Annotated in this window: 24 protein-coding genes; 7 read left to right on the top strand and 17 right to left on the bottom strand. The window is 61.4% G+C overall.

Going from position 1 to position 25,917, the window contains the following annotated elements; translation table 11 throughout:
* Positions 1-203: 203 nt before the first annotated feature.
* Together Q1A36_RS16220 and Q1A36_RS16225 are read right to left on the bottom strand one after the other, a co-directional pair.
* Positions 204-962, bottom strand: a complete 759-nt coding sequence (locus tag Q1A36_RS16220; protein WP_299846370.1) for a hypothetical protein — start codon at positions 960-962, stop codon at positions 204-206.
* A gap of 475 nt (positions 963-1,437) precedes the next feature.
* On the bottom strand, positions 1,438-1,629 hold the full coding sequence (locus Q1A36_RS16225) for a hypothetical protein (RefSeq protein ID WP_299846372.1): 192 nt from the start codon (positions 1,627-1,629) through the stop codon (positions 1,438-1,440).
* Between the two features lie 886 nt (positions 1,630-2,515).
* Between Q1A36_RS16225 and Q1A36_RS16230 the strand changes: the two genes are divergently transcribed.
* From Q1A36_RS16230 to Q1A36_RS16255, 6 genes are all read left to right on the top strand, one after another.
* A complete protein-coding gene (locus tag Q1A36_RS16230) occupies positions 2,516-3,403 on the top strand; it encodes a site-specific integrase (protein ID WP_299846484.1) in 888 nt (295 codons plus the stop codon).
* 12 nt (positions 3,404-3,415) lie between these two features.
* The gene (locus Q1A36_RS16235) at positions 3,416-4,615 is read left to right on the top strand and encodes an IS91 family transposase (RefSeq protein WP_299846374.1); all 1,200 of its coding nucleotides are present in this window, start codon (positions 3,416-3,418) and stop codon (positions 4,613-4,615) included.
* A gap of 568 nt (positions 4,616-5,183) precedes the next feature.
* Entirely contained in the window at positions 5,184-7,448 is a 2,265-nt protein-coding gene (locus tag Q1A36_RS16240; RefSeq protein ID WP_299846376.1) for a P-loop NTPase fold protein, read from the top strand.
* A gap of 628 nt (positions 7,449-8,076) precedes the next feature.
* Entirely contained in the window at positions 8,077-8,331 is a 255-nt protein-coding gene (locus tag Q1A36_RS16245) for a hypothetical protein (RefSeq protein WP_299846378.1), read from the top strand.
* A gap of 324 nt (positions 8,332-8,655) precedes the next feature.
* Complete coding sequence (locus tag Q1A36_RS16250; RefSeq protein ID WP_299846380.1) at positions 8,656-8,907, top strand: hypothetical protein; 252 nt, start codon at positions 8,656-8,658, stop codon at positions 8,905-8,907.
* Positions 8,908-8,911: 4 nt separating this feature from the next.
* A complete protein-coding gene (locus Q1A36_RS16255; protein ID WP_366141601.1) occupies positions 8,912-9,535 on the top strand; it encodes an SOS response-associated peptidase family protein in 624 nt (207 codons plus the stop codon).
* Between the two features lie 238 nt (positions 9,536-9,773).
* Here the strand turns inward: Q1A36_RS16255 and Q1A36_RS16260 are convergent, their stop codons facing one another.
* The 12 genes from Q1A36_RS16260 to Q1A36_RS16315 all read right to left on the bottom strand — a co-directional run bounded on the left by Q1A36_RS16260 (position 9,774) and on the right by Q1A36_RS16315 (position 22,187).
* Positions 9,774-11,612 carry a ParB/RepB/Spo0J family partition protein gene (locus tag Q1A36_RS16260; RefSeq protein ID WP_299846383.1) on the bottom strand — a complete coding sequence of 613 codons (1,839 nt, stop codon included), beginning with the start codon at positions 11,610-11,612 and terminating at the stop codon, positions 9,774-9,776.
* A gap of 303 nt (positions 11,613-11,915) precedes the next feature.
* Positions 11,916-12,395, bottom strand: coding sequence for a DUF3768 domain-containing protein (locus Q1A36_RS16265; protein WP_299846385.1), 480 nt, complete (start codon positions 12,393-12,395; stop codon positions 11,916-11,918).
* A gap of 739 nt (positions 12,396-13,134) precedes the next feature.
* Positions 13,135-15,867: a hypothetical protein gene (locus Q1A36_RS16270; RefSeq protein WP_299846387.1), complete on the bottom strand. Its 2,733-nt coding sequence runs from the start codon at positions 15,865-15,867 to the stop codon at positions 13,135-13,137.
* Between the two features lie 498 nt (positions 15,868-16,365).
* The gene (locus Q1A36_RS16275; RefSeq protein ID WP_299846389.1) at positions 16,366-16,959 is read right to left on the bottom strand and encodes a recombinase family protein; all 594 of its coding nucleotides are present in this window, start codon (positions 16,957-16,959) and stop codon (positions 16,366-16,368) included.
* 453 nt (positions 16,960-17,412) lie between these two features.
* On the bottom strand, positions 17,413-17,739 hold the full coding sequence (locus tag Q1A36_RS16280) for a YnfA family protein (protein WP_299846392.1): 327 nt from the start codon (positions 17,737-17,739) through the stop codon (positions 17,413-17,415).
* Between the two features lie 56 nt (positions 17,740-17,795).
* Positions 17,796-19,148 carry an NAD(P)/FAD-dependent oxidoreductase gene (locus Q1A36_RS16285; protein ID WP_017467591.1) on the bottom strand — a complete coding sequence of 451 codons (1,353 nt, stop codon included), beginning with the start codon at positions 19,146-19,148 and terminating at the stop codon, positions 17,796-17,798.
* A 22-nt stretch (positions 19,149-19,170) separates the two neighbouring features.
* Positions 19,171-20,601: a mercury(II) reductase gene (gene merA, locus Q1A36_RS16290; protein ID WP_057796628.1), complete on the bottom strand. Its 1,431-nt coding sequence runs from the start codon at positions 20,599-20,601 to the stop codon at positions 19,171-19,173.
* A 1-nt stretch (position 20,602) separates the two neighbouring features.
* Positions 20,603-20,740 (bottom strand): hypothetical protein, encoded by a 138-nt coding sequence (locus Q1A36_RS16295; protein ID WP_007803572.1) that lies wholly within the window; start codon positions 20,738-20,740, stop codon positions 20,603-20,605.
* Positions 20,737-21,123: a mercury resistance system transport protein MerF gene (gene merF, locus Q1A36_RS16300; protein ID WP_007803570.1), complete on the bottom strand. Its 387-nt coding sequence runs from the start codon at positions 21,121-21,123 to the stop codon at positions 20,737-20,739. The genes Q1A36_RS16295 and merF overlap by 4 nt, the downstream gene beginning before the upstream one ends.
* Positions 21,120-21,371 carry a hypothetical protein gene (locus Q1A36_RS16305; RefSeq protein WP_072629817.1) on the bottom strand — a complete coding sequence of 84 codons (252 nt, stop codon included), beginning with the start codon at positions 21,369-21,371 and terminating at the stop codon, positions 21,120-21,122. Before Q1A36_RS16305 ends, merF begins: the two co-directional genes overlap by 4 nt.
* Positions 21,372-21,401: 30 nt before the next feature.
* Complete coding sequence (locus Q1A36_RS16310; protein WP_040545980.1) at positions 21,402-21,704, bottom strand: hypothetical protein; 303 nt, start codon at positions 21,702-21,704, stop codon at positions 21,402-21,404.
* A 15-nt stretch (positions 21,705-21,719) separates the two neighbouring features.
* Positions 21,720-22,187 (bottom strand): mercuric transporter MerT family protein, encoded by a 468-nt coding sequence (locus Q1A36_RS16315; RefSeq protein ID WP_232816718.1) that lies wholly within the window; start codon positions 22,185-22,187, stop codon positions 21,720-21,722.
* A 16-nt stretch (positions 22,188-22,203) separates the two neighbouring features.
* Here Q1A36_RS16315 and Q1A36_RS16320 point away from each other — a divergent pair, with 16 nt between their 5' ends.
* Complete coding sequence (locus Q1A36_RS16320) at positions 22,204-22,617, top strand: helix-turn-helix domain-containing protein (protein WP_153218054.1); 414 nt, start codon at positions 22,204-22,206, stop codon at positions 22,615-22,617.
* Between the two features lie 239 nt (positions 22,618-22,856).
* Here the strand turns inward: Q1A36_RS16320 and Q1A36_RS16325 are convergent, their stop codons facing one another.
* The 3 genes from Q1A36_RS16325 to Q1A36_RS16335 all read right to left on the bottom strand — a co-directional run bounded on the left by Q1A36_RS16325 (position 22,857) and on the right by Q1A36_RS16335 (position 24,946).
* Positions 22,857-23,645: an N-6 DNA methylase gene (locus Q1A36_RS16325; protein ID WP_299846403.1), complete on the bottom strand. Its 789-nt coding sequence runs from the start codon at positions 23,643-23,645 to the stop codon at positions 22,857-22,859.
* Positions 23,646-23,709: 64 nt separating this feature from the next.
* The gene (locus Q1A36_RS16330; RefSeq protein WP_299846405.1) at positions 23,710-24,315 is read right to left on the bottom strand and encodes a hypothetical protein; all 606 of its coding nucleotides are present in this window, start codon (positions 24,313-24,315) and stop codon (positions 23,710-23,712) included.
* 1 nt (position 24,316) lies between these two features.
* Positions 24,317-24,946 (bottom strand): hypothetical protein, encoded by a 630-nt coding sequence (locus Q1A36_RS16335; protein ID WP_299846407.1) that lies wholly within the window; start codon positions 24,944-24,946, stop codon positions 24,317-24,319.
* Positions 24,947-25,917 lie beyond the last annotated feature (971 nt).

A 25,917-nucleotide genomic window follows, 5' to 3' on the forward strand; every position in this document is an offset into this window, starting at 1 on the left:
AAGCGGCTGCGCCCTTGCACGGGGGAACCGGCGGTTCCCGGATCGGACCGGCGCGCGACCCGCGCGACGTGGCCCAGGATCCGCAGGGGCGTTCGGAGCCGCAGGCGACGAATCCCCCTGCCTGGCGCAGCCCGCGCCCTTGCGCGGGCTTCCGCTGGCCTTTCCTGCGATGGCGGGCACCTCGCGGCACCCGCCCGCCTGTCTCACGCATCGCCGATCATCAGGCGGCTGATCCGGCTTTGATGGTCCCAGCTTTCCACCCCGAAAATCTCGGCGGCAATCTGCGCCAGGGGATGCGCGCGGGCGTCCTCCCGGCTCATGGTCTTCGGCTCCAGCCGGAACACCCGGCAGGGCAGGAAGCAATCGACACCGCGCCCTGCGCCGGCCTTGCCATGCGAGAAGAACCAGAACCTGCCGGGGCGGGTCTCGCCGGTCGGCTTGAAGCCCTCCCAGAGCCGGGGCTTGTTCAGACCGCCGGAATAGCTGGCGGTCCCGCCGCGCATGACGTTGAAGCTGCCGCCTTCGGTGGTCTGCATCCCGTATTCGGTGGCATGGCAGCAGCGCTCAAGGCTGCCATCCGGCATGATCACGAAATCCCCGACCACCGGGCGCGGACCGGGATGGGCGCGGGCGTCATGGATCGCGGCCAGTTCGATCCTGTTGCGGTCGTCCAGATGGCCATTATCCTCGGGGATCTCGATCAGCCCGGCATTGATGAGATGCCGGATGATGGCGATCTTGCAGCCCTGTTCGGTCGGGTGCGGCCATGTCTCGGCAGGGCCGTTGATCGCGGCCAGTTCATAGCGCCACGGGTCCGAACGGCCCGGATTGGCCACCCGCCAATAGCGGCAGATCACATCCGCGCCCCAGCCCTGCATGTCAAAGATGACATGGGTGCTGCCATCGGCCTGCGGGGCGATGGTGATGCGGGAATGCTTCATCAGGTCGTTGGTGCTGGTCACTTGCCGGCGCTCCTTCCTTGCGACGGGCGGCGGGGTCTTTGCCCCTTCCGCCGATGGGCGGGCCTTCCTGTTCTGTTTTCTGAAAGGCCCATGCCTTTCGGAAAGCAGAGCGGGGAGGGCGCAGCCCTGCCCGTGGCCCTGGGGCTGACTGTCATGGCTCGGGAGGGCGGGCTGGTGCGGCCCGCAGCCGCAGGCGAGGACACGGGCCCCGCTGGACCGACGACGCGCGGCCCGCGCGGCGCCCGGCCATTGACCGGCAGACGCAGGGATGCGTGGCGGATCCATCAAACAGCAAAAAGCGTCGGGTCGGGGGTGAGCCGGGCTGGCCCGGTCGATCCCCTGGCCCGGCCGCAGATCATCCTGGGTCGCGCGCCAGGGGCGCGGGCTGCCGCCGATCCTTCCGGGCCGCCAGGCCGTCGCGCAAGCGAGCGGAGGAAAACGGCGAAGGGGCGGCTTGCGCCGCCCCCCTGCCGGTTCACTCCGGGTCGTCGTCCCGTTTCGGGAAGGCGACCATATCGACGCCGGGGAACATGTTGTGGCGGACCTGGATCGAGGTGATCTCGCCGGCGGCGTTGCGGTTGATGAAGAGGACACCGCAGCTGTCCCAGAAGTTCTTGCCGTCCTTCTCGCCGGTTTTGACGCGGAGCTTCATGCTTTCGTTGGCCATTGGATGTTCCTTTCCTGCTTGGCGTTTCGATGAAACCCCTGCGGACAGGGCAGTCCAGGCGGCTGTCAAAGGCGAATTTGCCTCGCGAGGAATGGCCGCAGGCCAGGGGAAATTCGCCGTTGAAGGCCGTAGGCCGTCAGCTGCGCTGCCCTGTCATGGTTCATCGGGAAGAAACGCCCCTTGCAGGAAAGGACCAACTGGCCAGAGCAGCAAAGCGATCCGCGGACCGGCAGCGAGAGGGACGGCAAGAACCGGGACCGCGCGAGAGGTGACCGGATCAACCGCCATGCCGCTGGCAGGGCCCGCACCCACTGCCGTCTTCGATGTTCTCGGCGGGATGGTCGCCCCCGGAAAAAGGGGTCGGCCGGGACTGGCGCGGGGCGGCGCAAGCCTGCCCGATGATCCGGTTGTTTGCGCGATGGTTACAGGCCCGCCCGCGCAATGTGACCGTTACCCGGATGGGCCGAGACCGGCGGGGCAGGGCGGTCAGGACCGGCGCGCGAGGACCTGGCTCGGGACGAGACAGACCGCAGGCGCCGCAGCCGACCGCATCGCCCGGACTGGCTCGGGTCCGGCCCGAGGCCGGACGAGGGCACGGTCGCCGGCCTGCCGGCGATGCGCCCAAACAGATGAAAGGATCGTCCTGACTCTATCTCGCTGCAACGCCGCATGACCGCTTCGAGCCCTTATTGACCACGACTCGGCAGGTGGCGTTCGCAGATGCAGCGAGGCGCTCCTCGTCGCGACCCGGCCCAAGGACGAAGCCGCTCCCGCGGCAATGGCGCGTGTGGTGGAGGTTGCGCGCTGATCTAACCGTCGTGCATTTGGGAATGAACGATCCTGCCTGACGATTGGGGCCTTCTCAATCATCAGACAGGAGGCTTCCATAACAGAGGAGAGAGTAAGCCCGTTGCGGCAGCGGATGATCGAAGACATGCGCATCCGCGGGATGGGCGAAAAGGCACAGAAGTCGCACATCCGGGCGATCAGGGATTTCGCGGGTTTTCTCGGGCGGTCACCCGATACGGCGACGCCGGAGGATCTGCGCGCCTATCAGCTCCACATGACCGACACCGGGGTCACGCCATCGACGTTCAACGTGCGGATCGTGGCGCTTCGGTTCTTCTTCGGCATGACCTGCGGGCGGGAGGAGATGAAGCGCTACATGCAATTCCGCACCGAACCGCGGAAGTTGCCCGTGGTGTTCAGCGTCGAGGAAGTGTCCGACATCCTGATGGCGGCGCCGGGGCCGGGCCTGAAGTATCGCGCCGCGCTCAGCATTTCCTATGGCGCAGGGCTCCGGGCCGCCGAGGTCTGCAACCTCAAGATCGGCGACATCGACAGTGATCGAATGCTGATCCATGTCGAGCAGGGCAAGGGCCAGAAGGACCGCAAGGTGATGCTGTCGCCAGGCCTGCTGAACCTACTGCGCGACTGGTGGCGCGAGGCCCGGCCGGAGGGTTGGCTGTTTCCCGGCAAGCCCAAGATCAACCCGATCTCGCCGCGCCAACTGAACCGCGCCTTCACCTCGGCCAAGCATATGGCCGGGGTCAAGAAGCCCGCCACCTTGCACACGTTGCGCCACAGCTTCGCGACGCATCTGCTCGAAGCCAACACCGATGTGCGCGTGATCCAGGTGCTGCTCGGGCATGCCAAGCTGACGACCACCGCCCGATATACCCACGTGGCCACCAAGACGATCCGTGACACCGTCAGTCCCTACGAGATGCTGGCCAAGTTGCAGGATCAGACAGTGAAGCGAAGCCTGGAGTGATCGGGCGCCGGGGTGTCCCGGCCATTGCTGGAAATGGCTGACATCTTTCGTGCCCATGGCCCTGCGTGGCGGCAGGTCAATGCGGGGCATGTCAGCTTGATCCAGCTGAAGGTGATGTCGGCCATCGAAGCCTGCCGGACCGAGGCGCTCGGCGGGCATGTGGCGGGATGTGCCAAATGCGGCCACCAGCACATCGCCTACAATTCCTGCAAGAACCGGCATTGCCCCAAGTGCCAGGGGCCGGCGGCGCGGGACTGGATGGCAGCCCGTGCCGAGGACCTGCTCCCGGTCGAGTATTTCCACGTCGTCTTCACCCTTCCGGCCGAGATCGCGCAGGTCGCGTTCTGGAACAAGAAGGCGGTGTATGACCTGCTGTTCTGTGCTTCGGCCGAAACGGTCATGAACATCGCGGCCGACCCCAAGCGCATGGGCGCACGGGTTGGCATGACCAGCGTGCTGCACAGCTGGGGCTCGGCGCTGACGCATCATCCCCACATCCACATGATCGTCCCGGGCGGCGGACTGTCGCCCGACGGCGCCAGGTGGGTCGCCTGCCGTCCCGGTTTCTTCCTGCATGTGCGGGTTCTGTCGCGGCTGTTCCGACGCCTGTTTCTAGATGGGCTGATGCATCTGCACCGGGCCGGTCAATTGGCGTTCTTCGGCGATCTCGCCGAACTGGCCAGCGCGGACACCTTCACCGCCTGGCTCGCCCCGTTCCGCAAATCCGAATGGGTGGTCTATGCCAAACCGCCCTTCGGTGGACCCGAGGCCGTGCTGGCCTATCTGAGCCGATACACGCACAGGGTCGCGATCTCCAACACCCGCCTGGTCAGCGCGGATGCCGATACCGTGGCGTTCCGCTGGAAGGATTACAGGATCAAGCGCGGCGATCGGCAAAAGGTCATGCGGCTGGCCACGCCGGAGTTCATTCGCAGGTTCCTGATCCACGTCCTGCCCGATGGCTTCCACCGCATCAGGCATTACGGCCTGCTGGCCAGCTCGGCCCGCAAGGCCAACATCACCAAAATCCGCGCCTTGCTCTGCGTCCAGCAGTCTGAACAGGTCGCCGTTCCGGAGCCAGAGCTTGAGATCACCCCGCACACCCTGCGCGAGCCATGCCCCTGTTGCGGCGGTCCCATGCGGATCATCGAGATCTTCAGGCGGGGACAGAAACCGATATCGCGTGCGCCACCCAGGGAGCAGGCAGCATGACATATCGCCCGTCATCCGTCACGAAACAGCACCGGCTACACTCCGCAGACCCGGTCCGAACAGCGCGTGCTCGTCTACTTCCAACCCGGCACAAGGCGGCAGTATGTCCAGAGCGCACCGCCTTGTTGGGAGCATCAGCCGGATTTGAGACCGTATCCGGCACCAGTCTCGCCATCAGCCGCGCCCCGGATGCAGCCGCCGCCGCGACCGTTCGCGCATTTTCCCCATAGCCTGATCCAAGACCCCCGCGGCTTCCACCTTGGGAGGTTTTCCAACGCGGGTCGTGGTCGCGCCAATGAGCAGCGTTCCAACGCGACCCGCATCGGAAAACCTTCACCGGAGCGGACGTTCATGATGTGGCCTGTTGCTATGGGCCCGGTTCGCATATCCGGACCTTGCCCAAGAAGGCAATTGACCGCCGCTGGAATGCCCCTCCCAGAAAGACACTCAGTAATTCCCCAGAACCAAGCCAGTCGGCTGTCAGCCGTACAAGCCACTTGCGGGGTTGACTTTACACTCGATTCGCGATGCCGCACTATTCACCTCGGCTTCCAGAGGAGATCGAAAAATGCCTTTATGGAAAGGATGGTTCAGGAAGGACCGTGCGCCGAAAAAGAGCGAAACTATTATGAAGGAAGCCGTTTCGAGGAAGGGAAACCAACACTTCGACGACAAACCAATCGAGAAACCCGAAGATGACAAGTTTGGGTTCGATACTTTCTCCTCTGCAATCGCAACGTCCATTGCCGGAAACAAGCAACCGGAAGGTACTGTCGTCGCGATCCACGGCCCATGGGGTACGGGTAAGAGCAGCATAGTCAACCTGATCAAACATCACCTCGCGACCGAACCTGAGGCGAAAGACATCGAAGTTCTCAACTTCAATTGTTGGTGGTTCAAAGGCGAGGAAGCTCTTGCTCTTGAGTTCTTTCGCCAACTCTATGGTGTCATGGAGCAAACAGACGTCGAGAAGGCGAAAGACGCTGTTTCGAAGCTTGGCTCACGGATTCTTAGCGGCTCAAGTTCGTTTGTGGGAGCTGCAATTAATCTTGCCGCGCCGGGCATCGGTGGCGCTGCGTCCAGCGGTATGAACCTTTTGGCTGACCTTATCAAACAGGATAAGACTGTTGAGTCATTCCATGCGGAAGTGTCGGAAGCTCTAAATCAATGCGATAAGCGCTATCTGATTGTCATCGATGATATTGACCGCTTATCACCGGAAGAAGCACTGCTGGTCTTTCGCCTAGTCAAGTCGGTCGGACGCCTGCCAAAAGTCATGTATCTTCTCGCCTATGACCGCGACATTGCCGATAGCATCGTATCGCAAAGGTATCCTTCTGAAGGACCACAGTATCTGGAGAAGATCGTTCAAGCTGGATTTGACATACCACTCCCGCCACAATCGAGTCTAATGAATATCCTTCTGGAATTCCTAAACGATCTTTGGAAAGACGAGGAAACGCCCGAAACGAGACATTTCTGGAACTTTTTCCACGATGCGGTTTCCCCTCAGATCAAATCCCCTAGAGACTTGATCCGCGTCACGAACACCTTGCGGATATCCTGGCAGGCTGTAGCCGGGGAGGTCGATCCGGTGGACTTCCTGGTTTTGGAAACGCTTCGCGTGCAACAACCGAGAGTGTACGCTGCGCTGAAAGCAAACAAGCACAGACTAACAAACGGTGGATTGGATCACCAATACCGGCAGCATGACGCGGTGGCTGCAACGTATGAAGAATTGTTCGTTCCAGAGTTTTCTGGTGAAGAGCGGGAAGCCATGAAACAGGCACTCCGCCGGTTGTTCCCGGCACTCGACAGAGTCTGGGGCAACATGAGCTATGACTCATCCGTTTATCAGGACTGGGAGAGAGAACGGCGGGCCTGCTCACGAAAGCACTTTGATACATACTTCCGGTTTTCTTTGTCGGACGAGACCATTAGCGCCGCAGAAGTTCGCTCGGTTATCCAAAACAGCAGCGACGCGGATTTCGTTTCTACATCGCTTCTAGAAGCGAGCAGGACGCCAAAACCAAACGGACATGGAACACGCGCGAGTGTCTTGCTGGATGAGCTCAATGCCCACGCGAAAAGCATCCCCATCGAAAACGCGGTGCCATTCTTGGCTGGCTTGTTCTCGATACATGACCAAATTGACACTGAGAAAGATCAAGAACGTGGTGGCTTCGCTATCGCCAACAATAACTTAAGGACTCATTGGACCTTGCGGGCGTTGCTTTGGGGCCGAACTTCGCTCGCGGAAAGATCCGACATTATTGTGAAGGCTTCTGAAAAGGCCGGTGTTGGCTGGTTGGTCGATCTGTCCGAGTCCGCCTATCGCGATTATCATCCACGGGAAGGCAAACCACCCGAACCTGAAGACAGATGCCTTACAACTGAGGACGATGCCGACAAGTTGCGCGAGATGGCGCTGGAAAAGATCACCAAGGCGGCGGGTGACGGTACACTTCTACAATACGAGCATTTCCTAAGGGTGCTTTACCGCTGGGATGACTTGGCAGGAAAAGATGGTCACGAGCTTGCAAAGGCTTGGTGTATGGAGCGTTTGGGGGAAGATGACGCTGTGGAGGCATTCTCAAAGTCCTTCGTTTCCGAGAGTTGGGTAACCGGGATGGGCGGTTTTGGCGGCAGCCTTGGAGACACGGTAAGTGTAAGGCGGGACCGAGTTTCCGTTGAGTCGCTCGAGCGCTTCTTCGACACGACGGCGCTTCGAACGCGGGTCGAAGCGCTGCTAGCTGCATCCGAAGACGGGAGTGCGCGTCACGCGGCATTGAAGAGATTTATTGATGCCTGGGATGCCGGAGACGAAGACTGAACGCCTATGGGGAACCAGCGTCGTCAGTCGGTTTACTTGGGATGGATCCTTGCTGGCTTCAGAGGTGCCTCCGTCTGAGGGAATGTAATAAACGGAAAGCGTTACGAATGTCTGCTTTCAAGTTATCGGCTTGAGTTATTCGCAGGTGCAGCGAATGTCGGCAATGCGGACCTTCCTGCCGTTCGCTGCGCAGTTGCGGCGTAAACTGAGCACGTGCAGCGAACGGCAGGAAGGTCCGCGTTGCTGGCTTCAGTTGCCGGCGCCCGCGCGCTTGCTGTTCGCGCCGCCCTTGGGCGGCGCGAACCGGGATTGCGAAACATTAACCTTCTTTGCCATTGAGCCGGTATGCTGGTGCAAAGGTCCATGATATTCCGCTACTTATGGGGATGTGCCTTTCAGGCAGACTGATCTTGGGGTGAGGGTCATGGTTTTACCGATTGAAGGAAAGCTGATTGTCGAGACGGCAGCGGGGGACGACATTGAGCTGCCGCCCGGGCAGGGCCAGCGCGTTCTTTACGCGCTGACGACGCTAGCGCAGACGCCGGTCGCGCCGCATGTGACAATCCGAAGCCTGCGCACGCCGGAGGGGGAAGAACTGTGGCGGTCAGAGACCGGGGGGCAGCGATAGATGGGTTGGAGCAAACTGCACGCTGATCTCCCCGGCCCGCGTAAGCTTGGGCCCTATCCCGATCGCGACCTCGACTGCCAGCAAGAATTGGAAAAAGGCTTTCTGGCGCTCGTTGAGAAGGCGGAATTGGCGGGATGGGTGCGTCTCGAAATCTATGCCGCGCTGATCGAGCTGATCGACCATCAGGCGACAGCCGACCGGGCGCTTGAAAGCGACGATGACAATCTGGTGAAGGCCAAACGGTCACAGCGTTGAACCGCGAGGCTGGACTTGGGATCGGCTCAGAACCCGGTTTGAGGCGCATTCAATGGAACGGCAGAACCAAGTGGTGGGGGCAGGTTACGGTGGCCCCGGACGCTGCCACTTCCGGGGCCACCGCATCTTCACATCCATTCGTCGGATGCTATACAGACCCGCTCGGAAATCAAGACTTGGCGGCTTGTCGCGGACAAGAACAAATATGGAACATTCCGCCGATTGACGAGCCTTGCGTGTTCTCTGTATGTTCTCATGATGCCGGCGGTCCCATCCTCGAATAAACTTGCCAACCGGTCGATCAGCGACTGCGCGCGCGATGGCATGCTGATCACCATGCGATGCAACGGCTGTCGTCGCCAGGTCAACTATTGGGCCGCGGACTTGCTGCAGGTGATCGAGGATCCGTTCCACGAGGCGCATAGGCCGCCCTGGGGCTGCGCGCATTGCCGGACAGGCGAATACATGGTGATGCGCTGGCGGATACCGGCGGCCTCGGAACTGGCATCTGGCTTGACGGTCAGGCGGCCGGTGAAGAAGATCACCAAGTGGATCTGGCGCGACGAAAAGGTCTAAGGACATCTGTAACCTTTATAGCAACACAACGACACAAGAGGCGATGCGCCGCATCGTTGACGGGCTGACCGATCGGGCCGGCAACCTGAAACCGGGCCGGGTCTATCCCGACCAGATGGGCGCCATTGTGCGGCACGGCAGTGATGGGCTGGAGCTGGTACAAAGCCGGTGGGGTCTGCCCTCGCCGAAATTCGCGCTCAAGACGGAACGCGATCCGGGCGTGACGAATGTGCGCAACCTGTCTTCTCCGCATTGGCGCCGCTGGCTTGGCCGGGACAATCGCTGCCTCGTGCCGGTCACGGCCTTCGCGGAGCCGGCAGGGAAGGGCAGGGGCAACCAGTGGTTTGCCGCTGCCGATCCCGACAGGCCGATGTTCTTCGCCGGCATCGAGGTGCGGGACTGGACCTCGGTACGCAAGGTGAAGGACGGCCAGACGACTGACGATCTCTATGCCTTCCTGACCTGCGCGCCGAATGCCGAGGTGAAGCCGGTCCATCCGAAGGCCATGCCGGTGATCCTGACAGAACGGGCGGAATGGGATGCCTGGATGGGCGGGATCGCGGCAAGCGAGTTGCAGCGCCCGCTGGCCGATGGCGCGCTGATGCTGATCGACGAGGACGACGCATAAGGCCGTCGATCCGACCGGGACGCCGGGCCGCCAGGTGCGGCTCCGCGCGAAGCGCCGGGCCGGGTTGGCCTCGGCCAGGTCCGGGGCCGGCCCGGTCAACAGGCCCACCGCGACCACCACCATCGCCGTTTCCCATAAAAGTGCCCCCGCCGAAGCGGGGGCCAGGTGAACCTTCGTCGCAGAAGGAATGGGGATCAGGCGAGGGCCGGGGCGCGCGGATCGCGCGCCCCGCTGTCGATCATGCCATGCCTGCGGGCAGCCATGCGGCGATGCGGGCCTCCTGGGCCTCGGTGATGCCATGGGCCTTGCGCGTCTCGGGCTTGCCGAACAGGGCTTCCAGCTTCGCGGCCTTCTCTGCCTTTTTCATCTTGGCGAAACTGGTGGCAGTCGGGTGATCCTCGGTTAGGTCCAGCAGATCGCGCCAGAGTTCGTTGAGGTAGGGGCCTCCGACCCGGCCAAAGAAATTGGCGGCGGTCGGCGTCCAGACCTCGCGGATCGACGGGGCCGTCTCCTTGTCCACCAGTGCCATCAGCTCTTCCGACCCGCCGCGATAGAGGCTGGCCAGCATCCGCACCAGTTCTCCGCGCACATGATCAGGGCCCTTCTTGCGCCACGCCCGGAAGGACTTGGCAAGGTCATTGCCATACATGTCCGTCGGTGCCTCGGTGGTCAGCCGATCATCGAGGACATAGCCCTCGGCCTCGGTCGTGGGCCAGTTCGGCACCTCGCTGGTCGAGAGGCCGAACGGGGTCCGCCATTGCAGGGCATGGCTCAACTGGTAGGCCAGAAGGTCGATCAGCAGATCGGGATCGCGCAGCATGGCGTGCTGCCGCGCGCCCGCCGCCACTCGGTTCAGATCGTCGCGCAGCGCGTTGCTGATCGGGTCTTTCGGGGCGCTGTCCGCGCGGTCGGTGTTGCCACGCTGCGCGGCATGGCCGGTCAGAACCTCGGCGGCGATGGCGGCGTCCCGATCCTCGACCCGCACGAAGGCGGCCTGCACGGTCAGTTCGCCCTCGCGGTTCACGAAGATGAACAGACCGGCATGGGCCTTCTGATCCTCGGTGAACGCGCCTTGCGCGAGGGTTTCAAGCGCCTCCAGTTCGGCCTGCCCGGCCTCGTCCAGCACCTCGGCCTCGGCCAGTTCGGCCAGTTCATCATAGCGCTCGGCTTCTTCCTCGGTCAGTTCGCCCTCCACCCGGTAGAGGCGATCCAGCTTCGAGGTGACCTCGTAGGGGATAGACTGATCCTCGGTCGTCTCGACCCATTTCCAGCCCTGGCCGATCAACTCGGCATCCATCGCCAGCTTTTCGGCGAAGAGCTGATCCAGCAGTGCCACATCTGCAAGAAAAACCTCATCCGCGAAGAGATCGCGGGTGAGGGTGCCGCCTGCACCCTGATAGGCATCGAGGCCGACATAGATCGCGCGGCGGTCGGTCGATTGGATCGCCTCGGGTTGCAGGGCCTGCTTGATCCGCCATGCGGACACATCCTTGCCGCGCACCTCGGCCAGCACATCGAGCGCAAGGGCCTCGTCCTGCGCGACGGTGAAGCACCTGGCGATCTCAAGGGTGATCTCACCAGCTTTCAGCGCATCGAGGACCGGAGCGGGCAGGGCGGCCAGCGCCAGGCGGCGATAGACATGGGCCTCGCTCTGGCCGAAGACGCGGGCAATGGCGGGCACGTCGCTGCCGGTCCCGGCCATCCGGCCATAGGCGCGGATTTCATCGGCGGGGTGCAGGGCCTCGCGGGCGGTGTTCTCGATGCTGGCCCATGCGCGGGCCGTGGCCTCGTCGGGGGCGATCCGCACCGGGATTTCGGCCAGACCGGCCTCGGCCCGGTCTTCCGGCGAGAGATCGCTGATGGCGCGCAAGCGACGGCCACCGGCGACGATGCCGACGCGGTCTTCCGCGTCCAGATGCCCGGCGAGGTTCTGGATCAGACCGGCGGCGCGGATGCTCTGGGCCAGAAGGGTGATGCCGTCGGCGTCCACATCTTCGCGCGGGTTCATCGGCGACAGGTACAGCCGATCAAGCGGAAAATACTGGATCGGGGCCTGTTCAATGGCACTCTGTTTCATGGGGTCATTCCTTGTTTGCGACAGTGGTTTTGTGGTATGGGTGCCCCACCCCCATGAGGGTGGGGCCGGACGGGCCTAGATGGCCCCGTGCTGGGTCAGGAAGGCGCGGCCGATTTTTGCGGAATGTCCGCCCTTCCTGATAAGCGCCCACGCCTCTGCGATGCGCTGTTCAAGCCAGTCGTTCGTTTCTCTCACCTCCTTTCGGCTGTCTGGTGGTTGGGGGGACGTTGGCCGCCCCTCCCCATGAGCCCGCAGGGCAGCCTCGGCCTCGGCCCGACCGGAGCAATCGGGCCGATCCCGGTGTCAGTAGTCAGACGGGAACATGATGGTCAGGACGCGGCGCGTGACCTTCGGGTCGGCGGGGTCGGGCGAGCCGTATGCAAGCTCCGTGTCGTATAGGTCGATCTTCCAGTAGAGCCGGACCTCGCCCTCGCCTTCGGCCACGGTGACGATGCCGAAATCATGGGTGCGGCAGGGGTCGTTATCCCCGGTGAACCCGGAAAACTGCATGACCGCGACCATGATCGCCACTTGTGCCTCACAGGGCAGGGCGGCCACGCCGCGCGTCATGACGATCCGGCCCGGGATGGTGAAATCAGCGCCCCAGGTGCTGCGGAAACGGTCGTTCTGCGCGGCGATCTTCACCGCCTCGGCGGTCGGAAAGCCGTGATCGGGTGCCGGGGCCTCGCATTGCGGGCAATGGCTCGGGTTGGTCAGCGCGCTGATGGTCGCGCCGCAGGCGGTGCAGACAAAATCGACGGCAAATGTATCGGCTGCCAGCATGGCAACAGTCCTTTCATGCGACGGGCGGCGGGGTCTTTGCCCCTTTCCGCCGATGGGCGGACCTTCCTGTTCTGTTTTCTGAAAGGCCCATGCCTTTCGGAAAGCAGAGCGGGAAGGGCGCAGCCCTGCCCGCGGCCCTGGGGCTGACTGTCATGGCTCGGGAAGGCGGGGTGGTGCGGCCCGCAGCCGCAGGCGAGGACACGGCCCGCCTGGACGACGCTGCGCGGCACGCGCGGCGCTCGGCCATTGACCGGCAGACGCAGGGATGCGTGGCGGACAAGACAAACAGGAAAGTCATCGGGATGGGGGTGAGCCGGGCCTGCCCGGTCGAGCCCCCGGCCCGGCCAAAGATCATCCTGGGCCGCGCGCCTGCGTGGGCCGCTCCGGGATCTTCTTCAGCGGATGACATCCGGGCAGGGGTTCCCACAGGCTGACGCTCGATCCGTGTCGTCTCGCTGTCAGCCTGCCCTGGCCCTCGGCACCGCCTCGGGCTGGACAACCTGGTGGCGCAGCCTTCCCCGCGACAGGGATTGATACCCGAAGGGCCGAGACGCGCGCCCCGCGCGGCTCGGGCGCAGTGAAAGCCCGGCCCCGGCACAGCCGGGGGTCGCCAACAGGGCTAGTCGATCAGCCCAAACTCAGGCAGGCGGTGCCAACCGGGCCGTTACGACCCGTGCGAGTCCGGTGAAGACTCGCCATGTCGCGGTTCTGCCCATTATTCGTGATCTGATTGGCTGTCCTATGGAAATCCAACGAGGGACTTCGCCAGACGCTGTGTTGCTCCGGACGTTAGATCCTCCAAAGCAGAATCTAGGTCCAATCGAGGGGGCCATGCCTGCGCATTAAGCAACTGACGCTTCGGCCAGGATGATCGCTCCCGAAGAGGGGAACAGGTTGTCCGATGCACAATGTCGATGGCCTTGAGGCGAGCTTCCGAAGAATTCACCGGTACGGATCCCAACAGCATGTTAACGTAGTCATCGTGGCTGGAAGGAGCTGGCGTTCCTAATGCATACTCCTCTTCGGCAAATTTACTGCAGCAAATAAAGGGCACACCCATCAGCGCGAGCTCAATAGCGGATGTTCCCGACCACATGACAACCAGGTCTGCGTTCAACACCGCATCGTGGAAATCTGCAGCATAGGGAAGCACCTCGATGTTATCAGGCCGATCATCCGGTAACAGATCAACAAATTTTTCCGAGACATAAAAGCCGATCTTGGGGTTCAGTTCGGCTGGATGTTGCTTGACAACAACCTCTACCGTCCCTCCTGCCTTTCTCGCGATTTCAGCGGTGTCCCTCACCCAATGCGCTATGTCCTGATGCACAAACCCGCTGTCCTGTGGAATTGACAAATCTGGAAGAACGGTACCAAGCATCACGATCTTCCGAGGCCGGTTGGGATCACGCTGCCGGACAGTCGCATTATTCGCACGCGTGTCAACTTTATTTACATAAGCGGCAACAGCATCGTTGATCTTCAGATACTCAGCCTCAGTTTCGAACAGGGTTGTAACGCAGTCCTCTTTTCTTGGACGGAACCCCAAAGGAAGATTCGGTGTATCTGTCACATCAGTAACGCTGTGGTAAGATGCTATAGGGTTACTGCCCTCCGGGTCGATCTCCCACTTCCTATCAAACCCCTCAAAGCCGTTCGATGCATGTACTATTCGGACATTAGGAAGTTTGGTTTCAGCTATCAAATTCCGGAAAGCATACCCCACACCAAATTGCAGACCAATTACCACAAACCGATATTCTCTATCTGGCTCCAGGTTGTTAACAAACTCGCCAAACAACTCGTGAATACTCTGAAACATCGTCAAATGTCGCCGAAGCTGCTGTCGGACGGCTGCATCATCATAATTGAGCCTAAACCTGCGGAATATGATCCCCAGCGAATTGTGAATTCCATAGAAATAATTTACGCCACGGAATGATATATATTTATTATAGGGATCAATAATCCACTCGCTCGAAACGGAATGAGATGGGGCATTCTTTCTGAAATAATATGGAGGAATTAAAGCATCACGCAAAATTTCAGCAGCGGGCGATAGATTCGGCGAGCTAGGATAGAGCCCGTTGACACAGCTAACAATCTCTGCACCGAATGCGTGTCGGGCCTTTTCAAGTGGCACGACAGGTAGCTGAGACAAGAAGTGCAGATGGTTAGGAACTAAGATAAGCGTTGTCTTCTGGGGAACGGTCACTAGTGATACCTTGCTCCCGCTGGCCTCCCTAAAATCAGACAATTCCTTCAGGAACCTTGCCTCTTGGGTGGTTCGGATAAGCCCATATAGAATGCGAGCATCGACGCCCATCGGTGGCGTGATCGGGCGTCCAAGAAGGCGCTTGGCGATATTCTTTATTTCCCGTCTTGGGCTACTCTGGATGGCAGGTACTGTAGCTGCCCATGCTCCTAATGGACGAAGAGCGAAGTTCAAGGCATTCTCAAACTGGCCAAATGCCAGGTGAAACTTGGCTTGTAGATATCTCGCATTCACTGAGGCGGGATAGGGTTCCCAACATTCGATCCATCGGCGCGCACGTTCTGCGTCCCCGAACCGGGTCGCCATGGCTAGGTATTGATATGAGGAAGGTAACAGCTCACCAATCGAAAAGAAGGCATGCTCTGCTGCAAGCAGGATATGTTGATCTAAACTGGTCTCGTGTGCCCAGGTTAGATCATTGATAAGACGATTTAGGTTATTCTGGGTCGGAATTAATGCTGCTTTCCTATCGAGAGCTGAAAGGTATGAAACAGCAGCATCATGGTGGCCCGCAAAAACATTCAGCCGGAAAACGATATGGGCCGGCCAGGGGCCAGTAGTCAGGGCCCTAGTCGCTGCGGATCGTGCTATATCACGCAACTTCTGAATAGCAGATAGATCAACACTAACCCTAGGAGATGTAAAGCACTTGCGCAGAATGTTCTGGGTGAATGATTCGGCGTTCAGACCCTTCAGTCCCACGTCATCCAGCCTCTCGAGAAAGTCTATAAGGACCTCAGCCGCCTGCGGTTGATGCTCTGTGTTGAGTAAATTGGGGGCTAAGGCTTGCACCCACCCAGCCAGCGTTCGATAACTGGCTGCGTCGGTTGGACGTTGTGCCTGAAGATATTCCAGTGACTCCGAGGCACCCTCGTAAGATAGAGCGTTTGCCTCTCGAAACTCTTCAAAAAGAGAAATATCCAGAGACCCAGAGGCTTGCTGAACGGCAGCGGTAGGCACGGCAAGAGCCCGCGGGTTAAGAAGGTGCAGCAATGATTGAACTGCGGTCTGAGCTTGCCCCGACGACACCAACGCCTGAACTGACAATACCAGCAGTCTGGGATTCGTCAGCGCTTCCCCATTCAGAAGGGCATTCTTGATTTCGTCGCCCTGAGGTTCACTGAGGCGAAACGATGTCTCCTCTTGGGCGCTGATAGACCGCCGTACAGCATCTATCGTTGTGGGCGAAAGTTTCATATTTGCTTACCTTGCAAATGTTTTGCTGGGAAATTATGCTTCATCTCTATCGAAACGACATTCAACTCTGGGGATTCAGCATGCTGCTCACGGCTATTTTTATAGTTGTTGGATTCCTCGTCGCCTACTCTTCTCTATCTTTTTGGCAGTAGGCGATTACCTCAAGGTTCGAGGGGCTGGCGCCAGAGGTAGGCTTGACGCTCTCTATCCTCGTGACTGTCATATTTGCAAGTGTGGCAGCTGGCTCTAGTTGGATCCACGCGCTTGCCTCCATCATTATTCCTTGGGGAGTGGCTATCGCGATTCGTCCTCGAAGTGAGGGAGACTGGCTGGATCGTTACAAGCAGTGGGGTCGACCTGACCGGGAGTGAGGCGGGAACTGTGTGTTGCGCCGGGAACATTCTAGATGCGGCGTGGGCATGACTTTGAAAATTCTGCTTTCTGCGCTTCTCGGACATTTGTCTCTCGCGCAGCATCGGTCAAGTGGGCTCGAACCGGTCATCCTGCCGCGCTGGCCTCGGGGACCTGGCGGCTCAGGGTCCGGTAGACGGTCGGCCGCGAGATCGAGAACACCTCGGCAAGGTCGCTGACCGAATAGTCGCTCGTGTCATACATCCGTCGCAGCTCCTTTTGCTGGCGATCGGAGAGTTTGGGCTTCTTGCCGCGCAACTTTCCCCTGGAGCGGGCGAGCGCCATACCCTCGCGCGTGCGCATCCGGATCAGGTCCGCCTCGAACTCGGCGAAGGTGGCGAGGATGTTGAAGAACAGCTTGCCCATGGGGTCGGTCGGATCATGGAGCGAGGTGCCAAGCTGAAGCTTGATCCCACGCGCAGCCAGCTTGTCGGCAATGTCACGGGCGTCGGGGACAGAACGAGCGAGCCGGTCCAGCTTCGGCACGACCAGCGTATCTCCTCCCCGTAAGGCTGCAAGCGCCTGATCGAGACCAGGCCGGGCGCGGTTCGTGCCGGTAAAGCCGTGGTCGGTGTAGATGCGATCGGGGGCAACCCCGAAGCTGGCGAGGATGCCCTTCTGCGCAGCAAGGTCCTGTTTGTCGGTGGAACAGCGGGCGTAGCCGATCAGGATATGTGTCATGTCCTGATCCGTAACAGTAGGCACCCCTTCATTGCAAAAAATATCGGACCATTCATCTGAGATTTTGTCCTACCAGCATTTGCTGGCCTTCAGCGCGCCTGTACAGGGGCAAGCTGGCCGTCCTCTCAACGATCCCCTTGCGGACAGGCTAGAGAAGCACAGTGGAAGCGAAGCGCCAGTCCGCTGTTCTGCGGCCTCATCTGGAAGAGGGCATCTCTCTGGCCGCCGGCGCCCAACGGTGGCTGTCGTATTACCAAGGGGTCAAATCGACGCGAAGAGCCCACTTTGACCGATGCTGCGTAAAGGATGTATCGCTGCTTTCGAGGGCGGTAGAAAACCTGCTTGATCGCAGCCGCGATGCGGAGGGAAAGCAGCGCCGAGTTGTCGGAACGCGTGAACCAAAAGGCGATCTAATCGAACGATTCAGCGCTTCACCCCGTCTGCGGCTGCCTCTCAAATACTGCGCGGTGCCCAGAGAATAATACCCGCACCGACAAGGCAAATGACCGCTCCAACTACATCCCATTGATCCGGGCGATGCCCTTCTACGCCCCATAGCCACAGCAGGGACGATACGATGTAAACGCCACCGTAGACTGCATAGGCGCGGCCCGCCTGTTCGGCGGGGCTGAGCGCCATTAGCCAGGCGAAAGCGGCAAGGGACAGCATGCCCGGTGCCAACCAAAACACGCTCTTGTCCAGCCGGAACCAGGCCCAGAAAGCAAAGCATCCGGCAATTTCGGCCAGCGCAGCGGCGAAGTAGATAAGAACCGTCTTCATCGGGCCAGACATACGTTCCGAGGAGGATCGGGTCTATTGCGAAAAATCTTTCAAATTCAGAGAAGCGAGCCCAAATCCGATCCAACACTTGGATAGGCCGCCGTCATCGACTTAAGTTGCTTGGCCGCCAGGCCCAGCTTGATTGCCAGCCCGAAGAAATTGATCAGTTCGCCGTATTCCGGGCCGAACAGGTGCGCGCCGAGGATCTTGCCGTTCGACTTGTCCACGAGGACCTTCGCGGCAGCAGAGGTCTCGCCGATCCGGTAGTTCGAATACCAATCGCCAGTGTCGGTGAACCGAACATCGACATCATACCCGGCGTCCCTTGCCTCACTTTCCAACATGCCGACACGCGCCACTTCCGGGACTGTGAAGACGGCTGTAGGAATACCGGCATAATCCGGTGCGGTCTGAGTGTCTTTGAGCATGTTGGAGGCCGCGACCTTCCCTTCGATCACTGCGACTGGCGTCAGCGGCATGCCATCGGTGTCGGCGGAATCTCCGGCGGCAAAGACCGCGCTGTTTGTCGTGCTTTGCAGATGCGGGGCTACAACGATGCCCTTGTCGCTGTAATCAACACCAGCCGCCTCAAGATTCAGATCGGCCAGGGCTGCCACACGGCCCGCGCCATGCACGACCAGATCGGTTTCGATTGTTCGGGTTTCATCGCCCGACTTCACCTCGACAGTGAATGCTCTACTGGCTTCCGAGACCGACACGATTTCGGTTTCGCGCATCAGGTCCACGCCGATACCGCCGCTGCGGTCGATCAGCATTTCGACCAGATCGGGATCGAAGCCGCGTAAGGGCCGGGCGCCACGATCCACGATGATCGGGTTGGCTCCGGCCCGTGCGGCGATATGCGCAAACTCGAAGGACACGAAGCCGCCACCGATAAAAAGAACCCGATTGGGAAGGGCCTCCAGGTTGAGGAAATCCGTGCTGTCGATCACGAGATCGGCCCCTGTGAAGCTCAGCGGCCTGGGCATGGCACCGGCGGCCACGAGGAACCGTTCCGACTGATATGCCGTTCCATCGACCTCCAGCGTGTTGCTTCCCGTGAACCGCGCGGCTCCATGCAGGGTTTCGACGCCGTTGCCCGACAGGCCCTTTTCCATCTTGTCCGGCACGGGATCGGTGAAGCCACGCTTGTGTGCCATCAGATCGGCCCAGTTGATCGACAGATCACCGGGATCGATCCCCTTGCCCTGCATGAGCCGTGCCGCGTCCATGATTTCCGCACCGCGCCGCAGGATTTTCTTTGGATCGCAGCCGCGCAATGCGCAGGTGCCGCCGTAGGGCAGCGCATCGACAATGGCGACACGCCATCCTGCCGCGCCACATTTGTTGGCCGCGGCCACGCCCGCCATGCCCGCCCCGATGACGATCAGGTCGTAGTCTTCATTCATTCTCCGGTCCTTGTCCTGATCTTCATCCGGCGCAGCAGCTCAACTTTGCCACGTCCATATCGAAGGTTTGCGCCGCCAGCTTCAGCCCTTCCACGGTCGTCAGATAGGGGAAGATCGTCTCCCCGAGCGCCTTTGTGGTCATGCCAAACTTCAGCGCCATAACGAGGGTCTGGATCGTATCGGACCCCTCGGGCGCGATGATCTGGCCGCCAAGCAGCCGGTCGGACTTTCTGTCCGCCACCAGCTTGATCAATCCGCGCGTGTCGCGTGCGGCCAGTGCGCGCGGCACCTGATCGAGCGGTACGATGGACGTCTTGACGTCGAGGCCCGCGTCCCGCGCCTGGGCTTCACCGAGACCGACGCCCGCGACCTGCGGGTCGGAAAACACCACCCAGGGCATCGCGGCGTTGTCGTAGCGATGGTCTTCGCCGAGAACCGCATTTTTGGCCGCGAGCTTTGCACCATAGGCCGCCATATAGACGAACTGGTCGCGGTCGGTCACATCGCCTGCGGCATAGATGCCGCGCACCGATGTCTGCATGTCCTCGCCGACGACGATGGACCCACGCGCGTCGGTTTCCACGCCGATTGCGTCCAGGCCCATATCTTTGGTATTGGCCCGCCTGCCAGCGGTCGAAACGAGGTGATCCGCCGTCACTTCGACAGGCTTTCCGTTCTGGATCACGCGCAGTGTCACGCCCGCGTCGTCGCGGCGCACAGTGTCGTAGCTTAACCCGGTCAGAAGGGTGATGCCTTCGGCCTCGAACGCCGCCGCCAATGCCTCCGAGACCTCTGGTTCCGCGCCGGGCAACAGATGCGAACGGGCGACAAGCGTGACCTTCACGCCCATGCGGCTCATCATCTGGGCCAGCTCCGCGCCGATGTAGCCCGCGCCGATGAAGATCAGGCTTTTCGGCAGTACTTCGAGTTCCAGAAGACTGGTGCTGTTGAGCGCGCCGATTTCCTCGATGCCGTCGATGGTCGGCAGAACGGGACGCCCGCCCGTGGCGATGATGGTCCTCGGTGCTTTCAGGGTTCGCTCACCGACTGTCACGCCACCTTCGATCAGCCGCGCGGGACCGGCGTCGATGTAATCGACATCCTCATATTCCGGCAGAAGGTCCGCGTATTTCTTCTGGCGCAGGGTCGTGACCAGATCGTCCTTGGACTGAACGAGCGTCTGCCAATCATCCACTTGTGCCCGTCCCGACAGGCCGGGGAACCGCTTGGCAGCCCCCGCACAGTGCACGGCCTCTGCCGCACGGATCATCGCCTTGGAGGGCACGCATCCCACGTTGACGCAAGTTCCGCCGATGGTGCCATGTCCTACGAGGGCGACACGCTTTCCGGCATCCGCGCCGGTAATTGCGGCGGAGAACCCCGCCGATCCGGCCCCAAGAACGATCAGGTCATAGCCGCCCTGTTCATCGTCGTTTTTGTTCAGGTCTTTCATCTCAGCGCGCCTCGCCATGTTCGGGGTCTTTTGGTCTGGCGGCGAGCAGATATATGACCGCGCCGATGGCGATCAGCGGTGTCAACATGCCGAGGAGGCCGAAGACCATGCCGGTGGCGGTGCAACATCCCATCATCATAAGAGCGATCCTTTCTTTTGCGCACGGTTCAGGAGAACCGCGTAGAGTGCTGTGGCGGCGAAAACGCCGATTGTGATCCGTATTGCGAACCTGAATTCGAGAAGAATGATCAGGATCGACAGGGCCACCGCGAGGCCGGTGGCCCAAAGTTTCGGGGCCGGTCCCGGTTTGCCAGCGCGCAGCCAAAGGGCCTGTGCCACCACGGCGAGGCTGAAAAACAGCAGCGGGAACAGGGCGTAATCGAGCCAGCCCGTGAGGGCCGACAATCCGACGCCAGCGACGATGACGACCAGAAGCGGTGTAAAGCAGCAGAGCGCGGCGAAGAGCGCACCGCCAAGCCCCCATTTCAGCAGACGGTCGGAATTTTCAGGTGTGTCAGTCAAGGAGCCGTCTTTCTTTGTGATGGGTCGGGGCCGGAGGCGCGTTTCATTTGCGAACGACGCAGTGCGCGGACGATCAGGTAGGTCAGACCCGCCAAAACCAGCACGGCAATGCCACTCATTCCAGAGAGCCAAGCCCCAACGCCGCCGAACAACGCTGCAAGCACGGCAGTTCCGCCGCCGCAGCAGACGACCACGACCGGAGCTGCTATTCCGAAGGCCAGCAGGCCACCCATCAGATTGTCACGCATTGCAGGAGATTGTCACGCATTGCAGGCGGCTCAGGAGGCTGTGTCGGGCAGCACCTGCGCCGGATAGCCATTGGCCGTCACCGCGCCGATGATGCTTTCGATGGAAGTTTCGGCGTCATCGTAGGTCACGCTGTAAACACCCTGCCCGTATTCGGGGCCGTCCTCGAATGCGGCGATCTCGACCGACGGAACACCGCGCATCGAGCTGGCAACAATGAACGAACAGGACGGGCATGTCAGTTCGCTGACGGCGATCTCGACCTGGCGCTCTTCAGCGAGGGCCGGGGTCGAGAGTGCGACGATGGCCAGGGCGGATAACAGGAGATGCTTCATGGTCATGGTCCTCGTTCAGAATTTCAGGATGAAGGGGGTGATGTAGGGAAAGATCATGGCGACAGCGACAATCGCGGAAGCGGCCCAGAGGGTTGCGCGCATGATGCGGCGGTCGATGGGGCGGGCGCAGGTGCCATCGGCACAGGCCTCGGCATCTACAGGCTTGTAAGCCTTGTAGAAGCCGTATCCCAAAAACGCGGCGCTCAGCGCGAAGGTGTACCATTTGTAGGCATAGAGCGCCCCGAGCTGCGCGATGAACACGCCTGTCACGCCAAAGCTGACCAGCACCAATGGAAGGATGCAGCAAGAAGTCATCGCCAGCGCACCGAGGACGCCGAGGCCGGTCACGCCCCATCCCTTGGTGGTTTCGTCGCCAATTTTCTGCGACTGAGATTGCGGAAGTTCCGCCAAATGTTGTTCCATCGAATCTTCCTTGAACAGATGTTTCCACCGTTCTAGGGTCTGTAGTTGATACAGGCTCAAGGGATTTTTCGGCACAATGAGTAACACAAGCGTGAGATCAATTCGGCGGGGCGATTTGGCCCGCGCAACGGGCTGCAACCTGGAAACCATTCGCTATTACGAGAAAATCGGGATCATGCCGGACCCGCCGCGCAGTACGAAGGGCTACCGAAGCTACGACGATGCCCACGTCAAGCGGCTGAAATTCGTCATGCGGTCCCGCGATCTAGGCTTTTCTCTCGAAGAGGTTCGCGGGCTGCTTGGGCTGGTCGATGACCGATCCCGGACATGCGCCGAGGTGCAGATCATCGCCGAAGATCATCTGACTGACGTTCAGGCCAAGATTGCCGATCTGCAGCGCATCGAGCGCGTCCTGTCGGACACTGTTGCGCGATGCACCGGCGATGCTGCCCCAGAATGCGCGGTGATCGATGCGTTACTCGATGCTTAGTCCACCCTAAAGAAGAGGGGGCAACGGACCTTCGTGAACGGCGCAGCGAAAGCCCGAAAAGTCCGCAAACCCACCGAAGGAACGGCAATCTCTTGACACATACTCCCCCAATAGAGAAGCCGCCCCAAGGGGCGGCCGAGTGTCCTTCGTCGCGGAAGGAACAGGGGGAAGGTTCAAGAAAAAGGGCGATGCCCGTCACCCTTATTAATGGATAGGCACTGCCGGTTTCGGCGTCAACATCACGTCCAGAAGGCGCGGGCAGTGGCAGGTGTGCCGCCAGTCAGCAGCTCGCGACGGCGGGCTTGTCGGTCTGCTTCGGCGGCCTTGGCTCTCCGGGCTTCGTCCATCTGCCGCGCGAAGGGATGCCTGTTGGCGGCGTGAAACAGGAGCCCGGCGGGTGTGAACGCCTTGTCGAAACACTCCATCGTCAGGCTGTTGCCATGGATCACCCGACCGGCAATGCCTCGGCTGGCGATCTGGATATAGGCCATGTGGAAGGTCGAGCGCGACAGCTCGACCGCCTCGACCCAGACATGTCGGGCGGGATCGAAGCCCTGACCTTCCAGCGCATCAGCCATTGCCAGAACCATGCCGCCGGCACCGGCGGCGGGTTCCTGCACAGTGATGAAGCCTTGGGCCTCGATCTGGGCTGCCACGTCGCCAAGGGACATCTCCGCCATCAGGCGGCTGACCTCGTAGGGCGTGAAAAACTGACCGAGGCGCGCATCCAATGCGCCGATCGCGCCTGCCACCTCACCGATGAAATCCACCCCGCCGCCGGCGATGGCCAGCGTGGCGATGCCCAGGAGCTCGGGCATCCGGCGAACGTCGTCGGGCTTCGGAAAGAGCCCGACGCAGCGCATGTAATCGGCTTCCAGCCGGTCGCGCTGTTCAGGGCAGGGCGAGACGCGCTTGGCCAGCGCGCAATAGGCCATCTCGCAGAAGATGCGGAATGTCTCGCTGCGGGTTTTCGAGCGGTCGAAGCCATCGAGGGCGCGCAGGAAATCGGTCACGGCGGGATGGGCCATGAGGCAAGCCTTTCGGGAATGGGATCGAGGGGAGGGCCGCGCCGTCGGGCGCGGCGGGACAGGGTCAGATGCGCGTCCAGTCGCGCGTCTTGATATTGCTGATCCGGTAGTGGCCGCCGGTTTCGGTGCTGATGAAGACGGTGCGGTTCAGCCGCCCGTACCGGATCCTGGCCACCCGAAACGTTTGCAGCTCGGCACCATCGGTGAAGCGCAGGGGTTCGGCCAGACGGATCACATCGCCGGGCTTGAGCGGGCGCCTCTCCTTTGCGGCATGGGACCGGCAGCGCTGGCGCCAGTCGGTCGCATCGTCATTGACCGTCTCTGACAGCAGCGACAGCAGCTTTTCAGGGGCGTGGGCGGCGGCATCGGTGGGGCCGGCTGCCTCGGTCATCGACTTGTAGCCCCATCCCCCGCCCTGGGTTGTCGTCAGGAAGATCGCGGCAAAGACATAGCCGCCAGTGGCGTCGGTGACGTAGTCGCCATAGGGGCACAGACCGTCCTCGCGCCGTCCGGCCGGTTTGGGTTCCGACCGGACGGCGGCATACCAGACCGATCCCTTGCGGCTGAGCAGCACCGGATAGCTGCGGCGGTCGTCATCCTCCCCGCCACACAGGCGGGCGATCTCATCACGGATGCAGGACGGGGTGTGGTTATAGACAAGCCAGCCCATATCAGCCCCTCCGTGCGTCAAGGGCCGCCGCGATCTGCTCGCGCAGCTCGGCCAGCGGGTGGGCGTCAAAATCATCCTCGCGGAAATCCGCCGGATCGTCGTAGCCGGGGATCTCGTCATGGATGCGTTCGGCCAGCAGGTCCACGAGGTCCGGCAGGCGGGTGTTGGCGTAACCGTGGCTCAGGTCGCGATATTCGACCAGTTCTCCGGTCAGCTCGACGATGTGCGCCAGCACTTCGCCAATCTCGCCGTCTTCGGCATCGTGAACGATCTGCCATTCCCCGACGCTGCGGTGAAAGCCATAGACGGACCAGAAACCGTGCTCCCCGGGCTCGCAAACCTCGATACTGCCACCCATGTCGCGGACGGGCGAGACGCGAAAGCCCGAGAAATCGAAGATGGTGGTGTCGGACGGCAAGCCGTTGAAGGGTTGCGACAGCGCCGCTTCATCTAGCCGCTGACCGGCGCAGAGATAGCTGTGTGCCGTGATCCATGCGCCGTCTTCCTCGGCTTTCGACCGCAGTTCATCGAGCGTGAAGGTTCCGAGATAGGCGCTTTTGGCGTCAAATGAGGCCCAGAGTTTGAGCCAGCGGCCATCGGCCCGCGACAGCCTGTCAAAACGGCACAGCATTGTGGTGTCCTTTCATGCGACGGGCGGCGGGGTCTTTGCCCCTTTCCGCCGGTGGGCGGACCTTCCTGTTCTGTTTTCTGAAAGGCCCATGCCTTTCGGAAAGCAGAGCGGGAAGGGCGCAGCCCTGCCCGCGACCCTGGGGCTGACTGTCATGGCTCGGGAAGGCGGGGTGGTGCGGCCCGGAGCCGCAGGCGAGGACACGGCCCGCCTGGACGACGCTGCGCGGCACGCGCGGCGCTCGGCCATTGACCGGCAGACGCAGGGATGCGTGGCGGACAAAACGAACAGGAAAGTCATCGGGATGGGGGTGAGCCGGGCCTGCCCGGTCGAGCCCCCGGCCCGGCCACAGATCATCCTGGACCGCGCGCCTGCGCGGGCCGCTCCGGGATCTTCTTCAGCGGATGACATCGGGGGAAGGGGTTGCCCACAGGCTGACGCTCGATCCATGTCGTCTCGCTGTCAGCCTGCCCTGGCCCTCGGCGCGGCCTCGGGCTGGACAACCCGGCGGCGCAGCCTTCCCCGCGACAGGGATTGATACCCGAAGGACCGGGACGCGCGCCCCGCGGCTCGGGCGCAGCGAAAGCCCGGCCCCGGCACAGCCGGGGGTCGCCATAGGGCTATAGCTCGGGATGTGATGGGGCTCGGATCGGTGTCTGGTCACCGGCAGCGATGCGGGACAATGATGCCGTTCGCCGCAGATGCGAAGTCACGGCCTTTGCTTCAGCAGCATCGATAGGGAGGGCGGATAGACGCCGGTGAGGTTGCGGCATCGCACCCGCGGCAATCGGCGATAGCCGCCGTTCGCTAGCTCCATGAGAAGCGATGCATTGAGAGCAGTTAGCGGACATGGCAATCAGGAGCGCAGCCCTGCGGGATCGAGGCCGTACGGCCTTAACCAGATGCTTTCCTTGAAGGCTGTGACAGCAGCACGCTTCCCCGAAGTAGACCTCGACACAGCAGCGGCAGTTTGT

It is taken from the genome of uncultured Paracoccus sp. (genome assembly GCF_947487305.1).
Lineage (GTDB): Bacteria > Pseudomonadota > Alphaproteobacteria > Rhodobacterales > Rhodobacteraceae > Paracoccus.